Here is a 14,489-nt window from a genome sequence, read left to right on the forward strand (position 1 = left end):
AATACTTATAGAAATGTATTGTATAACTAAATAGAGAGGGGATGTTTATTATCAATCTTACCTATATGGTGGAACTCAAAAAAGTAGACCAATTTTTGAATGACCATGTCGAGTTTCTTAACGAACAATATTCGTTAGGAAATTTCTTAGCATCTGGTCGAAAAGTTCCGAGAACAGGTGGAATTATTTTATCCAATGTACCATCTAAATCCGAATTGGAAAATATTATATCTAAAGACCCTTTCCATAAAAATGAATTAGCTAATTATGAGTTGATAGAATTTATACCTAGTAAGACTTCTGAAGCATTGCAGTTTTTGATAAAGTAAAAATTTTATGTCTACTTCACGGAAAACAGGGTATAGGAGATTATGATAAAGGTATAATTTAGTAGTTAAAAATGGGCAACCAAATTACAGACCAGATAAAAGCCGACCTTTTAAAATCCTTTGAATTTTATGCCAATCCTTAATATACCGGTTATGACCCTGCTCGTCCGGTAGCGAAAATTATTTTTTCGGCTCAAGGCGAAATTACATCACCACCAGACTTAGAGTTTATGGGGTATGGTGGTGGTTCCGAAGGAGAAGCTTTTGATGCTTGCGGAGGATTTAATTTAGAACCATTTTTCCCATTAGATGCAGATGGAGAATATTTTGAAGATGATGATGAAGAATTTATTAGTGAATGTCTGCAAAAAGCAGGTGAAGCAGTGTTGGAAAGTTTACAATCTGTAGCAATAAGCGAGGCATTTTTGAATATTCCTAAAGAAGGTCCTATTGTATTTGTACTGAATATAGTAGATCAAAAAAGCAAGGTGATTTGTAGAATCCATCCAGATGGACAAGTAGAATTACCTCCAAAAAAGGACTAAGCTCTTAGGATCTAGTGTTATAGTATACAAAACATTTAACCTAAATATGCGAAGGAATGTTTTGAAATCTTTTTTACTAGCCTATACCTTTGTTCTGTCATTCTATTTCGATAGCTATTAGGAGTCGAAACATTAACAATGAAAAAAAAAGAACTTATAGCAAAGAAAATCTAATAAAACTTTAGTTAGTAGTTTTTTTATTTCTTAGCTTCTCAATACATCAAAAGTAAGATCCTTTAAATAGTTAAGTAAGTTACAATTAACTAGATGTTAACGTATTGTTTTGGATGGCCCGTATACATTTGGATGTGTAATATTAAATGTATTTTAAATGATTTCAAAAGCAACTTCCATATTTCAATTGATACTTTTGTTATTGGTTACATCTGCCATGCATAGTCAAGAGGCTACAAAAGCTCATAAAGATTCCTTGGATGCGGTAGTAAAAAAATACTATGAATTAAACGTTAAAATTTTTCAGTCCAATTCGACTCCAAAAGATATTGATAATGTATTCGAGCTTTTTACCGAGGATTTTACCTATGTACATCCAAAATATGGAGGCACCTATACACGCCAAAAACTCTATGACGGATACATTAAGAATCAAAAAAGCGGGAGATATTTAGGAACCATAGAAGATATAGAAATCATAAATGAAATTATTGGACTTAATGCTGTAGTTACCCAAAAGAGATTTGTTGAAAATAAAGATGGTGAAATAAAAAAGGGAAAGCCAGAAATGACGCTTTTTGAATTTAAGAACGGAAAAATTTCTCGAATCTTTGAATACTGGTGATTGAAAAATATTTGATAACAAATGGTATTGTTAGATCTAGTATTTTCTAAAATATTAAAATACACAAACCCATATTGTTTTTTTATTTGGGAAATTTGCGTTTCTTTAAACCTTTTGTATATGGGAAATTTGTGACTATTTAGTTTTTGGTAATGTTTACAAATACTTTTAAATAGGAGTACATTCACTAATGTATGTACACCTATGTTATAACGTATTTAGGTTGAACCTCAAATCTTAATCAAAATTTGAAGTCGCTGAATTCTTGAGCAATCAACGGATTTATATTTACATATTTATATTTATTATAAACTTTGTTTGCTAGAACTCTTTCAATTCTTATTTGTTGAAACTTCATCATTTTTCCATCAATTAAAAAACTAGAATCATAAGTAATATATTGGTTGTCCTCATTGATTTTATTAGCAATAGTCGAATACGATTTCACAGTTTTTCGTTCAAACTGATCATAAATCTCTTTTAGGTTTGTATAAAAACCTATAAAACTATTTATTTTTTTACTTGTACTGCTTGAGTTTACCCTATCAATTTCAATTCCTTTAACTATATACAATTTCATAATAATTGAAGTTATTAACAAAAACCAATAATATAATCATCATATTCAAATTTTTGAATAAAAAATATAGATTTTACAAAGCTTTATAAATTAAAATCCTAAAATATAACAGCATATTCTAAAAAATATCAAAAAATACGTTAATAACTGACGATTAAACCTGTTAAAGGTCAAGTGTTTATAATTTATCTTTGTAAGGAGATAATATAACCGGATGTCTAAAAAAAATGAAATAAAAAAGAATATCAAATTCTATAAAAAGGAAATGAAGAAATGGGAATTCAGAATTCTTATATCTTTAATTCTCATATTCTTAGGAATTAGCATTTTCTATTTTTTGTATTTAAAAGCTTATAACTGGGATATCAAAAATATTGAATTTGTAACTTTAGAATACTCGAAATTAAGTCTATTAACACCATTTCTTTTCGGCTTAGGTTTTTCTGCAAAACAGTTTAATTATTATAAGAGGCAATTAGACATGTACAAACTAAAATATACGGAACCATAATTGAAATAGGATAAAACATGTTATAACAATATATGTGTCATAGCAACTTTAAGTTTGATCGATAGTTCACTGTATATTTTTAGTGACCCAGTAATCGCGAAAAAGAAAAATTAGCAATCGCTACGCATAAAAATCCAATAGCAGGGTAACATTTTGCGCTCCTAAGGCACATATATAAAACATTAATCACAATTCTTAGACTCTATGAAAATAACTTACATTTTTCTTTTGATATCGTTGTTAAGCTGTTCAGAAAATAAAAATGAATTTGAACAGTATAGTGAATTTGAACAGAAAGCAATGCTCCAATTTAAAGACAAAGGATATGAAAAGGCTCTGTCTAATTTTGAAAAAGCCATTGATTTAAAACCAAAAGAAAATGTTTCGGTATACTTTTATGCAGCAGCTTCTGCTTTAAAAGCTGGAGATATTGATAAAGCTAAAGAATTACTTATAGCATCCATTCACAACACAAATGCTTCAAAAAACTATTTCTTAAACTTTGATGAGTTTGATAGCTTTAGGAACGAAAAATTGTTTTCTGAGATTGAGAATGATTATCAAAGTCACATATCCGAATTCTACAAAAATTTAGAATATCCAGAAATTTATCACGAAGTAGATAGTCTAGTAAAATTAGATCAAGAAATCCGTAGTAATGGAATGGAACCAAAAGAAATGGTAAAGATTGATTCGTTAAATATCAATAGGTTAATTGAGATAACGAAAAAATATGGTTGGCAAAATAGAGGTTGGTTAATTCTATGGCACCAGCGAAATACTTACGGACAGGATAATTATGTTTGGAACTTTTTTAAGCCGTACATAGATGAACAAATACAAAAAGGGAATATCAAAAAAAGCTTTTGGACAATATTCGAGGAAGAAAGATCCATAATAAAAAATAAGGAACAAGTTTATGGACTATATCACAATCAATTTGACCAATTTCCAGTAAAAGACATCGAAAATATTGATAAAAGAAGAATTGAAAACGGATTACCTCCTCTTTGGTATATGGAAAAAGTTTATGAGATTACTGTACCAGTTGAATATAAAAAACTTGAGTAAGCAAGAATCAATATTTGATTTTCTTAGATGCCTGTACAGAAGACTATTAAAAACAATTAAAACTAAAAATGAGCGTTCTGGATGTATACAGCAGCTTTAATGAAATCTACGCTTTTTGGTTTTTTCGTTATTAAAAAATATTACACCAATCTTCAGTTTTTTCTAATTATCTTTTTACTCACTTCTTATATGACCAACGCACAGGTTACATTAAGAATAGAACCAGGTATACTTTTAGATACCGATTCTAATAATTTGGGATTGTTACTAAACGCGGAACCAAACGTAAAAGCTTCCGAAAAATCCACCATTGGATTACGATTTGGAATTTCAATAAATCCTCATAAAATTAGATTGGATTGTAGTTTACCATATTTCATAGATGAATTAGATGATAATGGTGTAATTTCTTTTGTTCCGACCTATGATTATAATATTAATAACAAATACTATAGCCCCTATATAGGAGTTGGCCTTGGCTATTATTTATTTAATAATGTGGATGTGTCTAACAGAAATAGTAGCACTTCAGACGTGTTGGAAGGAAGTGTGAAAAATCAACTAGGTTTTCTATTGCGAGGAGGATTAGATATTGGAAATGTAAGATGCGGATTAGAATACAATTTTATGCCTAATGCTGATATCAAAATTCAAAGCGAACAAAAAATCGGGATTATAAATAATAGTTATCTAGGACTATTTATTGGAATAAAAATAGGTGGAAGGAAAATTAAAACTAATTATTCTGGAAATATTTAATAGCAAAATAATTTTCAAAAAACGAATCACTGATAACAATTATGATGCTAAACACTATTGCATAAGCATGTTAATCAGTGCTGATATTTCTAACAAGCAAGACTAGGTAGAAACTATCTGGTTTTTAGTAAAAAATACTCGATACAATATTTTCGTTACTTAAAGTTTTATTTCAATTATATGTACATTACAAAATTTAAAAAATTATGGGTAACATATGGATCAGATCTGATACTTTTAGTCTCTAATTTTTTGCTTATCTAGTGTTTGTATTATTCACAAATAACTTTAATCTCACTAATTCATGAAAAAGAATTATTTAATCTTAACGTTCTTCCTTTGGATGTCGTTTCATCTAAGAGCTCAAACACTTAATATAGAAGCAAGACTGCTTAATCTGCCAGATGTTACGTTTGAAAAGGTTATATCTTCACGTAATTCGAAGATTACCTATAAATTAAAAGTCAAGCAGCCTATTGACCATGCTGACCCCAAAAAAGGATTTTTCTTCCAGAAGGTATTCCTTACTCATAAAGGATTCGATAGCCCAACTGTGCTTATAATCCAAGGATATCAGGCAAACAGAAATCGTATACATGAAGTTACAAAACTATTAAATGCGAATCAGCTGAATGTAGAACATCGGTTTTTTGGAGAAAGTAAGCCAGACTCTTTAAATTATAAATATTTAAACTTACAACAAGTAACTTCTGATTTGCATCATATAAGAATGTTATTTGATAAAATATATCCCACAAAATGGATCAGTACAGGAATTAGTAAAGGAGGATCCACAACAATATTTTACAAATATTTTTATCCTAATGATGTGGATGCTAGTATATCCTATGTAGCCCCATTAACCAACTCGTTTGAGGACAAAAGGATTTATAAGTTTTTAGATTCTATAGGTACAAAAGAGTGTCGTGAAAAAATCAAAAAACTGCAATTTCGATTGCTTAAAAGTAGAGAAGAAGTCGTTCCCATACTGCGCCAGTATAGTGAGAGAGCAGGTTGGACATTTACGTATCTTTCAATAGAAAAGGCTTTTGAGTTTGCTGTTCTAGAATATCCATTTGCTTTTTGGCAATGGGGGCATAGTTGTGACAAAATACCCAATGAAGAAAGCTCGTTAGAAGAAACTTTAACATACTTTTTACGAGTCGATCCTATATCATTATTTAATGATCAATTAATCGAGAGATATGGATCGCATTATTATCAAGCAGCAACAGAGATGGGATATTATGGGTACGAAATAAAAGATTTTAAAAATTTACTTTTTTCATTACCAGTTGATACCAATCCGCATGCGACTTTTCTGCCTAATAAAATGACCGTAACTTTTGATGGTGAGCTTTTAGGGAAAGTACATGATTGGGTTCAATCTAAAGGAAATAATTTCATTTTTATTTATGGAGAAAATGATACTTGGACTTCATGTGCTGTTCCTGAGAACGATACTATGGATGCAGAGTGGTTTATAATGAAAGGGAAGCATCATGGAAATGCTCGAATAAAGAATATGAATGATTCGGACTATAAAAGAATATGCTCAACTTTAGAGAGATGGCTCAATTTAAACATAGATCGGTAATTTGTCCAATTACAAGTATAGATGATCAGGTAATGGCTATGTTACTTCCAATAAAAAAAATGCTATATAGTATCCTTTCCACTTAAAGTTATACTTGTTTATTCGTTGCGCATCATCATTTTAAAATTTAAGGGTAACATATCGGTTAGAATTGACACTTATATAGGACGCCTAGATTATGCGTAAGCAAAACAACAAAATCATACTTTTAAAAAGAAAGAATAATTAATTATGAAAAAAACAATTCAAATTTTAATCTTAACATTGACTTTCTCAATTGCCAGTTATGGTCAATCTACAGAAAGATTTATTCGTATCATTGGAAATGCAAAAAAAGAAATAACCGCGAACAAAGTTAAAATTCAACTCGCTATTAGTGAACAAAAAGCTAATAAATATGATAGCAATTCAAAAGATATTTCTTACGAAGATGCTTATAAAGCCACTGTTTCAGAATTAGAAAAGATAGGTGTTAAGGAAAATAAATTACAATTGTTTATCCAAAATAGAAGTTACTCCTTAGGTAAGAGCAAGAATTATTTTTTAATTACTGACCTTGGTAAACTAGAAAAAGTCTCAAATATTAAGGTAGACGGATTAAAAATCTCCGAAATAAAATATCTGTTTGATTCATCGGATGAAAATTTAGAAACAGAACTAAGTTTAAAAGCAATAAATGATGCTAAACGGAAAGCAAAAGCCATTTGCAAGGAAATCAATATGAAAGTTGGAAAAATTCTAAATATAGAAGTAAAAGAATCTGGTTACGGAGCTGAAAGGAATGAGGGAGTCAAGGATAAAATGATAAGATCTTACAGGGTTGCAATTATGTTTAAACTTATTGATTAGATGAAATTTTATATTCTATTTTTATTTTCCGGCTTTTTTATAGCTTCTGTTTTTGCTCAGGATCAGGATATTACTCTACGAGTTCTGGGGCAATCAAACTACGTTGAGTATGCTGAAAGTAACGTGGCAATGATATCGATAAATGAATCTGATATAGATAAAATAGATACTTTAAATGATTCTATTGCCAACTTAGGTTTCAATAGTAAACTGAGTAAGATTGAAGAATTTAAAAATCCAAATAAAGTTCAATTTAAAATTGAGGATGAGGATATATCCAGATTTGACCAACTGTTAGTATGGTTTAGTGATCTACAAATTAATGTAGAGAAAATATATTTTAGAATTCCGGAACATCGTTTTGAAGAAGAAGATAAAAATGCAATTTTAGCATTAAATAATGCGAATTCGCAAGCTAAAATCATAGCGAACCATTTGGGGTATAAAGTTTATAAAATTTTAAATATAGATGATGAAACTACTTATGCCCATCCTGTATATGACGATTTTGATTTTGATAGTGAAACAGGAGTTTTGATGTTAAGACTTCTAGAATTATTGGGAGGTAACTCATTATTTAAAACGGAAAGTTTGGATCCTATTCGAAATGGAGGGTATAGCTTATGGGTAACCTATAGGCTAACAATGAAATGAAATAAGTGAATATATTTTATAAACGGATAGAACCAAAATTCCAATTCTTTATTCTGTTTAAATTTTTAAAAATTAAACTCATCTAAATCTTATCACCTTGGGAGAAATTGAATATCTTTTCCTTAAAAAAGGTTAGGAAGTTTGTTTGATAAAATTTGACACAATAAACTAGTAACATTAAGAGAAAAAATGATACAAATAAAAAATACCATTACTATTTGATATTATTGAAATAACCTTGATAACATAAATCAATGAAAAAAATACTCATTACATCACTTACAATTCTGTCCTTACACTTTTCATACGCTCAGATCAAGGAGAAGTATAATCTTGGATTTGAATATCAGGCTAAAGACAAATCACTCTCTGATGGATGGATGAAATGGGGTAATTATGAGTTGATCATTGATGCGGATGCCCATTCCGGAAAAAAATCAGGTAAAATTATATCCGATGAATCGGGTAGTTCATTTGGTAGTATAGCATATAGAATTCCTGCAAATTATAGAGGTAAGAAGATAAAGTTGGAAGGCTTTATGAAAATTAGAAATGTGGAAAAAGGATTTGCTGGATTATTGTTACGAGTTGATGGAGATGTATCTTCGTTGGCATTTGATAATATGCAAAATCAGCAAATAACAGGAACAAAAGATTGGGCGAAATATAGCATAACTCTTGATTATTCGAAAGAGGCTGAAAAAATATTCATTGCAGGAATTCTTTCTGGAAAAGGAGAGGCTTGGTTCGATGATTTTACGCTGTCTATAGATGGAAAAAATGTTCAAACACTAAAAGAAGTAGAAAAAGAGTTGCCAAAAGCTAAGCTCGATAAGGAGTTTGATAAAGGTTCCTTGATAGATATCTCTGATGTATCTCCAAAGAAGGTCGATGATTTAGCATTATTAGGAAGAGTTTGGGGGTTTCTAAAATATCATCACCCAGAAATAGCCAAAGGAAACTATAATTGGGATTATGAGCTGTTCAGGTTTTTACCTGAATATATCAAAGCACAAAACAATTCCGAAAGAGATCAACTTATAATTGACTGGATAAAGTCATTAGGAAAAATAGAAACGTGCAAAAAATGCAAGCCTACAAATGAAATAGCAGCACTAAAGCCAGATTTAAAATGGGTGTATAATCAAAGCGATGCCTTAAAAGAAAAACTGCTTTATGTGTATAACAATCGTACTCAAGGTAAACAGTACTATGTACAGGTGGATCCGAATATTGGGAATGCTATTTTTAAAAATGAAGACCCATATACAAAAATGACATACCCAGATCAGGGTTTTAGGTTGTTATCTGTATATAGATATTGGAATATGATCCATTACTTCTTTCCATACAAACATTTAATGGATGATGATTGGAATACAAAGCTAGCAGCTTATATTCCTAAATTTCTAAATGCAAAAGATGAGTTAGCGTATGAGTTTGCAGCCATTCAATTAATAGGGGATATACAAGATACTCATGCAAATATCTGGAGAGGCGCGGATAAGATTAAAGAATGGAAAGGAAAGAATTTTTCACCTGTAGCTGTACGTTTTATAGAGGATAAATTAGTGGTAACTGATTATTATAATCCAGAGTTAAAAGAAGAAGCTGGGTTACAAATAGGAGATGTTATTAATAAAATTAATGGTAAGTCGATAAAAGAACTAATTAAAGAGAAATCGAAATATTATCCAGCATCTAATGTTGCCAGTATGCTTAGAGATCTTTCTACAGATTTATTACGTTCTAATAAGAATCAGTTCAAGATTGAATTTACAACCGCAGATTCTAAAACGATTAAAAAATCAATGAAACTATATCCAAGCGATAGTCTTAATCTCTATCACTGGTATAAACCTAGTAAAGAGAAATCCTATAAAATGCTCGAAAATAATATAGGTTACATAACACTTCAGAATATAAAAGAAGAGGATATACCAGTGATTAAAAGTGAATTCATTGATACAAAAGGAATTATTATAGATATTAGAAACTATCCTTCCACCTTTGTTCCGTTTAGTTTAGGATCTTATTTTGTTTCTTCTCCTACACCTTTTGTGAAATTTACAAGTGTAAATATTGATAATCCTGGAGAATTTACTTTCACAGATAATTTAAAAGTGGCTAATAGCGGAAAAGCATATAAAGGGAAATTGATAGTGTTGGTAAATGAATTATCACAGAGTCAAGCTGAGTATACTTCAATGGCATTTAGGGCTGGAGATAATACTACAGTTATGGGAAGTACAACAGCGGGAGCTGATGGAAATGTATCTTCGACATTTCTTCCTGGAGGTTTAAGAACAATGATTTCGGGTATCGGAATTCTCTACCCAGATGGAAAAGAAACACAGAGAATTGGGATTGTTCCTGATATAGAGGTAAAACCAACTATCAAAGGGATTAGAGCAGGCAAGGATGAATTGCTAGAAAAAGCGATCGAAGTAATATTAGAACAATAAGTTTATTACTCTATGTAGATAATAACAGCTATTTATATAGTATCAAAAATGTAATGGGAAGTTTGTTTGAAGAAAATAAAAAAGCACCGGAAAAGACCGTTATTTATTTTTCAAGATCACGCAGTCTATTTATAATTATCTTTTGTGTTTTGCTTATTTGTTTCGGTATCTATGTTTTTTTTAAAATCAATTACTTTCTTACAATAGCACTTTTTATAGGAGCAGCAATAGGAATTCATAGAAATCTTAAATTATATAAAGACCAAACACCTCAACTGATTATTTCAGATAAAGGAATATAGGATAATAAAGGGAGGTTTAGAAGCTGGTCGGATATTAAAAATGTAGACATAGTTTCTAAAGCTCATTCCAATGATAAAAAAGGTATTTATCTTGGTTATGATTATGATGATAAGAATGAGAAAATATCAATATCTAATCTAGATATTAGCGTTCGAAAGCTAAATTATTTACTAAGGATTTATAGAAAAAGAAGTCAGAAAAGCTAAACGCATTATTGATTAATGATGCCAGGTGCTTTTGATGCTTATAATTAAATAATCAGAAACCCTAAAGAGAAGTAGAGGAAACAGAATTACCATTGGCGATATCCTGTTCTGCAAAATCTGAAACTAGTCGTAATACGTGATTGCGCCATTGCTTTTTTTAAATAGTGATTTTTAGAAAAGTATCCCAAGTTAAAATAATTGCAAATAATAATAGTACGAGTGCTTTAATTAATTTGAAATATTTTAATTCTTTATAATCTTGGTTACTTAAGGTATAAATCGCATTCTTCCTACTATTACAGCTTACTTTTTTATTATAAATGATATCTATAGAATCTCCTTCTTTTTTAGTGGTACCAATTAATAGTAAATAAGGCAGTTGTACCACATTTTCTGTAAAACAATCTTGATAAGTATTATTGTATTTTACATTTGCAAGTATTCGATTAGATTGACCTTTTATTCCATGTATTTTGTTGATCATACCAATTTCGACAGACGTGATAGTGTAATTAAGAGAATCCTTCTTTTCGTCATCTACCAAAATTGATCTTGCAGAGAATTTTGAATATGGTTGAAAAACATAAAAAAAATCATTACCAGCAAAATAAAGTAATAATATTATACTACCTGCTAACATTGCCTTCTTCATGTAAGGTTAACTTTTATTTGGTTTTTCATACCTAATAAGTTTGTTGTATTTTATTTATTTGAAATGATTTAATTAAAAGATAAATTAAGAAGAAGGTAATAAATCATTGTTTTTCTCAGCTTCTAATGAGAAGTAGAAGAAACAGAATTACCATTGGCAATATCCTGTTCTGCAAATTGCGAAACCCAAACAATTGTATATTCGTCTAATGGAGTCACTACCAACGGCAACAATAATGCTATTCCGTTATATGCCACACCATTAGTATATCCCTTGTTTTTTGTTCCCCAGATAGCTTCAGAGCGAGCAGCTCGAGCATTATTTCTATGTGCTGTAGTTACTCGATTTCCTTTATTTTGTGTTTTATTTCTAATAATAATTTCCCCACTACCTTTTCTTCTCATGTTTTGTACTGCTTCTGCACCAGACTTAGTTTTACTCATTTCTTTAGCAATGGCTTCTATAGCAGCTTGTTTTTCTGCTTTGGTTCCTTCTACATTCATCATCCTTTCGATATAGGCATCATTTTGGTTGATTCTAAAAAGTTCTACGGACCTATCAAAAGTTTTGGAGGAGGCATCTCTAAATCCATTCGGATTATAATCGTCATCTGCGGAGTCGTAGCCAAAATCATTTACTTTTGGGGCCTTTACTTTAGGAGCTTCCAGTTCTGATATATTCAAATTTTCAAGATCGTATTCTGGGATTTCTATACTGCCCGGTTCAAATTCGAACCAGTCTTTTGCTTCCGTATTTTCCCTATTGGCAATCATCCGATCATAGGTAGTATTTCCATTATCGCTTTTATACAAATTACGAATACCTTTTTTCTCTCCATAGGATAAGGGAGCATAAATGAGATAAGCTCCTAGCATTCCAATACCAACTTCTTTTCCTCCGGCTAAAAATCCACTTCCAACAGAAGATATTAAAGAACCACCAGCGCCTCTTAATGCACCATAAGCTGCTCCTCCAGCGTACCCAGTTGCTGCCCCAAACATAAATGAGATCACACCTGTCAATGCTATCTCTCCTCGATTTGCCCAAGCTACACGTTTAGCAGCAGCATTGGCGGCAGAGGGACTGATAAAAGGCTGTAGCATACCACCTGCATTGCAAGTCATAAAAGAAGTTTGAGTAACAGCTGATACTTGATTAAATTTTACCGTAGGATGAGGATTTTGCCAAGCATTTAATTGAGGGTTACATTTTTTGCTATTTGATTTGACAGCAGCATAGGTATAAACAGCTGCGGCGATTGCGCATGCTCCAATTATGGCTGCTCCAACACCAAAGGTTGCTACAGAAAATACTGCTATTGCCAAACCTGCTGCAAATCCTCCCCAAAACCCTGCAGAGGTAACAGGTCCTTGCCATTTTTGCTGACAACCGAAATCATTCATTAGTATTAAATCATCCTTAGTAAGAAGAGCAACATCCTTTTTGGAATGTAGGACACTAATATCACGTTTGTCTGGATCAGCAAGCAACTGACCTTTTGTTGGGCTCATTTGCATGGTACATACTACAAATGTTTTTTCTGGTAAATAACTGCTCATAATAACTAAGTGTAAATTTCGGTTTTAAGTCTTTCATTACCGATTGTTTTTTCCTTCTTAGAGAAATCCGAATCTTTTAATTCTTCTGTTATATGGTTATATAATTTTAAAAATTCAACATACTCTGGATTATTATCATTCCCCATCATAATGCTTCTTATAATAATATTTCTTTTATTAATAGATCGAATTCTTAATATTATTGCCTTATTTGTTTTATTTTGTTTTTTATTGATAAACTTGATTTGTTTTACATCAGAAAGGTTAGTTTCGAAAATAGTTTTGAATTTTTTCTTCAGGGATATAGTAGCTTCTGCTTTATCGAAACTAATAATTATCTTGGATAAAAAAACTTTTTCAAATAAATACAATGCAATAAAGGTTAACGGTATGGATACTAAAGCCAGCCTTTTTAAATCAAGAAAAAGCATTGAATCAGAGTCTTCTTGCCAGATTATTTTTGTAATTATCTGTCCTGGAACTATGATCAAGAATAATATCCAAATAATAAAAATAAGTGCAGGCTGCCAACTATAGGTATACACAAAAGCTTTAAATTCAAATTCTTTTTGTTTCATCTGTTTATATTTTATTGTTTTAGAGGTCAGATGGAATCGCCAATAATCATATTGGAGGCTATCAACAATTGTTATGGCTTATTTCATAATTACAACTTTCTTAGACTGTACTTACAAGTACTTTGAATATTATGCTCCACATCTTCTATAATAGTTAACTCTGCATCATTAATAATTCTGCTAGTTTTATCGATAGTATAACGGGTTCTAAACGTAAGTGCATATGTTGTAAAACTATATTTTATCAAAGGCTTATGCAAAGTATCATATTGCGTTTCTATTTCTTGTAATAAACTATCATCTAAAATACTATCCGCCACTTTTCTAATTGTAATGGATTTTTCATTTTCTTCTATTACATCATATCTTATTTCCATAGGGACTTTTACCTGTGGAAATAATTGAGAGGTATACATATATTCTTCTCCTGGTATCTTATTCAGATCCTTTGCAGTAAGATGTTTGTCAAATAGTACTAGATATAATAAATCTCGATGATAGTCCTGCTCCATCATGCTATTGGATGGGGAAAATTGTTGTTCTCCCTCTTTTAAAATATTCTGATACTGACCAGGATTATCTTTTTTAAGACTTTTAATAAATTCAATATCTTTTAGTTCATTCTTTTTAAAAGCTAACCAATTTTCAAATATTTCTTCTCTGTTAAGTATTTTACTCAATCGACCATCGTTATCTAGGCTGAATTGTATATTATTTCTAATCTCTTCAGTTTTAGAAACAAACTCATATACCTTTCCCATTACCGGCGGCATGAACTCATAATGCAGATCATTTAGAAGTGCAGATGCTTGTTTGTTCTGGAGCTCTAATTGAATTTTGTATTGTTTCTTTAATTCTGAGTGACTTCTAACTTCATCTTCTATTTTAGTAGCGTTCGTTTGAACAGTTCTATAGAGTAGATTTTCTCCTGATATCGTGACTTTTTTTACTGGACGAATCGTTGTTTGTTCATCCTCCTCATCTAGTAAAAAACTTCTTCTTTTTTTGGGTGTTGACATTACAATAAGTAGT

General features: G+C 30.7%; 15 protein-coding genes. 10 read left to right on the top strand and 5 right to left on the bottom strand.

The genetic code is table 11. From position 1 onward, the window contains the following. The first annotated feature begins 41 nt into the window (after positions 1-41). The 3 genes from ABD077_RS07610 (at position 42) to ABD077_RS07620 (ending at position 1,673) form a co-directional block, all read left to right on the top strand. Positions 42-329: a YciI family protein gene (locus ABD077_RS07610; RefSeq protein ID WP_343911733.1), complete on the top strand. Its 288-nt coding sequence runs from the start codon at positions 42-44 to the stop codon at positions 327-329. A gap of 230 nt (positions 330-559) precedes the next feature. Then, the gene (locus ABD077_RS07615; RefSeq protein ID WP_343911734.1) at positions 560-874 is read left to right on the top strand and encodes a hypothetical protein; all 315 of its coding nucleotides are present in this window, start codon (positions 560-562) and stop codon (positions 872-874) included. A gap of 331 nt (positions 875-1,205) precedes the next feature. Then, complete coding sequence (locus tag ABD077_RS07620; protein WP_343911735.1) at positions 1,206-1,673, top strand: nuclear transport factor 2-like protein; 468 nt, start codon at positions 1,206-1,208, stop codon at positions 1,671-1,673. 241 nt (positions 1,674-1,914) lie between these two features. On the opposite strand, the gene ABD077_RS07625 is transcribed toward ABD077_RS07620, so the two are convergent. Continuing rightward, positions 1,915-2,253 carry a hypothetical protein gene (locus ABD077_RS07625; RefSeq protein WP_343911736.1) on the bottom strand — a complete coding sequence of 113 codons (339 nt, stop codon included), beginning with the start codon at positions 2,251-2,253 and terminating at the stop codon, positions 1,915-1,917. 214 nt (positions 2,254-2,467) lie between these two features. On the opposite strand from ABD077_RS07625, the gene ABD077_RS07630 reads away from it, so the two are divergent. The 7 genes from ABD077_RS07630 to ABD077_RS07660 all read left to right on the top strand — a co-directional run bounded on the left by ABD077_RS07630 (position 2,468) and on the right by ABD077_RS07660 (position 10,159). Then, positions 2,468-2,764 (top strand): hypothetical protein, encoded by a 297-nt coding sequence (locus ABD077_RS07630; protein ID WP_343911737.1) that lies wholly within the window; start codon positions 2,468-2,470, stop codon positions 2,762-2,764. A 204-nt stretch (positions 2,765-2,968) separates the two neighbouring features. Further along, the gene (locus ABD077_RS07635) at positions 2,969-3,835 is read left to right on the top strand and encodes a hypothetical protein (RefSeq protein ID WP_343911738.1); all 867 of its coding nucleotides are present in this window, start codon (positions 2,969-2,971) and stop codon (positions 3,833-3,835) included. Positions 3,836-3,916: 81 nt separating this feature from the next. Beyond that, on the top strand, positions 3,917-4,594 hold the full coding sequence (locus tag ABD077_RS07640) for a hypothetical protein (protein WP_343911739.1): 678 nt from the start codon (positions 3,917-3,919) through the stop codon (positions 4,592-4,594). Positions 4,595-4,898: 304 nt separating this feature from the next. Further along, positions 4,899-6,191: a S28 family serine protease gene (locus ABD077_RS07645; protein ID WP_343911740.1), complete on the top strand. Its 1,293-nt coding sequence runs from the start codon at positions 4,899-4,901 to the stop codon at positions 6,189-6,191. A gap of 231 nt (positions 6,192-6,422) precedes the next feature. Continuing rightward, positions 6,423-7,040 (top strand): SIMPL domain-containing protein, encoded by a 618-nt coding sequence (locus ABD077_RS07650; RefSeq protein WP_343911741.1) that lies wholly within the window; start codon positions 6,423-6,425, stop codon positions 7,038-7,040. Beyond that, positions 7,041-7,694 carry a hypothetical protein gene (locus tag ABD077_RS07655; RefSeq protein WP_343911742.1) on the top strand — a complete coding sequence of 218 codons (654 nt, stop codon included), beginning with the start codon at positions 7,041-7,043 and terminating at the stop codon, positions 7,692-7,694. A gap of 254 nt (positions 7,695-7,948) precedes the next feature. Next, entirely contained in the window at positions 7,949-10,159 is a 2,211-nt protein-coding gene (locus ABD077_RS07660; protein ID WP_343911743.1) for a S41 family peptidase, read from the top strand. 666 nt (positions 10,160-10,825) lie between these two features. Here the strand turns inward: ABD077_RS07660 and ABD077_RS07665 are convergent. From ABD077_RS07665 to ABD077_RS07680, 4 genes are all read right to left on the bottom strand, one after another. Further along, the gene (locus tag ABD077_RS07665; RefSeq protein ID WP_343911744.1) at positions 10,826-11,320 is read right to left on the bottom strand and encodes a hypothetical protein; all 495 of its coding nucleotides are present in this window, start codon (positions 11,318-11,320) and stop codon (positions 10,826-10,828) included. 122 nt (positions 11,321-11,442) lie between these two features. Continuing rightward, positions 11,443-12,879 carry a hypothetical protein gene (locus ABD077_RS07670; RefSeq protein WP_343911745.1) on the bottom strand — a complete coding sequence of 479 codons (1,437 nt, stop codon included), beginning with the start codon at positions 12,877-12,879 and terminating at the stop codon, positions 11,443-11,445. Positions 12,880-12,884: 5 nt separating this feature from the next. Further along, on the bottom strand, positions 12,885-13,457 hold the full coding sequence (locus tag ABD077_RS07675; protein ID WP_343911746.1) for a hypothetical protein: 573 nt from the start codon (positions 13,455-13,457) through the stop codon (positions 12,885-12,887). 89 nt (positions 13,458-13,546) lie between these two features. Further along, positions 13,547-14,476, bottom strand: a complete 930-nt coding sequence (locus ABD077_RS07680; RefSeq protein WP_343911747.1) for a hypothetical protein — start codon at positions 14,474-14,476, stop codon at positions 13,547-13,549. Between the last annotated feature and the right edge of the window lie 13 nt (positions 14,477-14,489).

It is taken from the genome of Aquimarina litoralis (genome assembly GCF_039523995.1).
In the GTDB taxonomy this organism is placed as follows: Bacteria; Bacteroidota; Bacteroidia; order Flavobacteriales; family Flavobacteriaceae; genus Aquimarina; species Aquimarina litoralis.

Excerpts from the sequence above, each read along its gene's own strand:
- ABD077_RS07610 (WP_343911733.1), top strand. The coding sequence starts at position 42 with ATGTTTATTATCAATCTTACCTATATGGTGGAACTCAAAAAAGTAGAC.
- ABD077_RS07615 (WP_343911734.1), top strand. The coding sequence starts at position 560 with ATGGGGTATGGTGGTGGTTCCGAAGGAGAAGCTTTTGATGCTTGCGGA.
- ABD077_RS07620 (WP_343911735.1), top strand. The coding sequence starts at position 1,206 with ATGATTTCAAAAGCAACTTCCATATTTCAATTGATACTTTTGTTATTG.
- ABD077_RS07625 (WP_343911736.1), bottom strand. The coding sequence starts at position 2,253 with ATGAAATTGTATATAGTTAAAGGAATTGAAATTGATAGGGTAAACTCA.
- ABD077_RS07630 (WP_343911737.1), top strand. The coding sequence starts at position 2,468 with ATGTCTAAAAAAAATGAAATAAAAAAGAATATCAAATTCTATAAAAAG.
- ABD077_RS07635 (WP_343911738.1), top strand. The coding sequence starts at position 2,969 with ATGAAAATAACTTACATTTTTCTTTTGATATCGTTGTTAAGCTGTTCA.
- ABD077_RS07640 (WP_343911739.1), top strand. The coding sequence starts at position 3,917 with ATGTATACAGCAGCTTTAATGAAATCTACGCTTTTTGGTTTTTTCGTT.
- ABD077_RS07645 (WP_343911740.1), top strand. The coding sequence starts at position 4,899 with ATGAAAAAGAATTATTTAATCTTAACGTTCTTCCTTTGGATGTCGTTT.
- ABD077_RS07650 (WP_343911741.1), top strand. The coding sequence starts at position 6,423 with ATGAAAAAAACAATTCAAATTTTAATCTTAACATTGACTTTCTCAATT.
- ABD077_RS07655 (WP_343911742.1), top strand. The coding sequence starts at position 7,041 with ATGAAATTTTATATTCTATTTTTATTTTCCGGCTTTTTTATAGCTTCT.
- ABD077_RS07660 (WP_343911743.1), top strand. The coding sequence starts at position 7,949 with ATGAAAAAAATACTCATTACATCACTTACAATTCTGTCCTTACACTTT.
- ABD077_RS07665 (WP_343911744.1), bottom strand. The coding sequence starts at position 11,320 with ATGAAGAAGGCAATGTTAGCAGGTAGTATAATATTATTACTTTATTTT.
- ABD077_RS07670 (WP_343911745.1), bottom strand. The coding sequence starts at position 12,879 with ATGAGCAGTTATTTACCAGAAAAAACATTTGTAGTATGTACCATGCAA.
- ABD077_RS07675 (WP_343911746.1), bottom strand. The coding sequence starts at position 13,457 with ATGAAACAAAAAGAATTTGAATTTAAAGCTTTTGTGTATACCTATAGT.
- ABD077_RS07680 (WP_343911747.1), bottom strand. The coding sequence starts at position 14,476 with ATGTCAACACCCAAAAAAAGAAGAAGTTTTTTACTAGATGAGGAGGAT.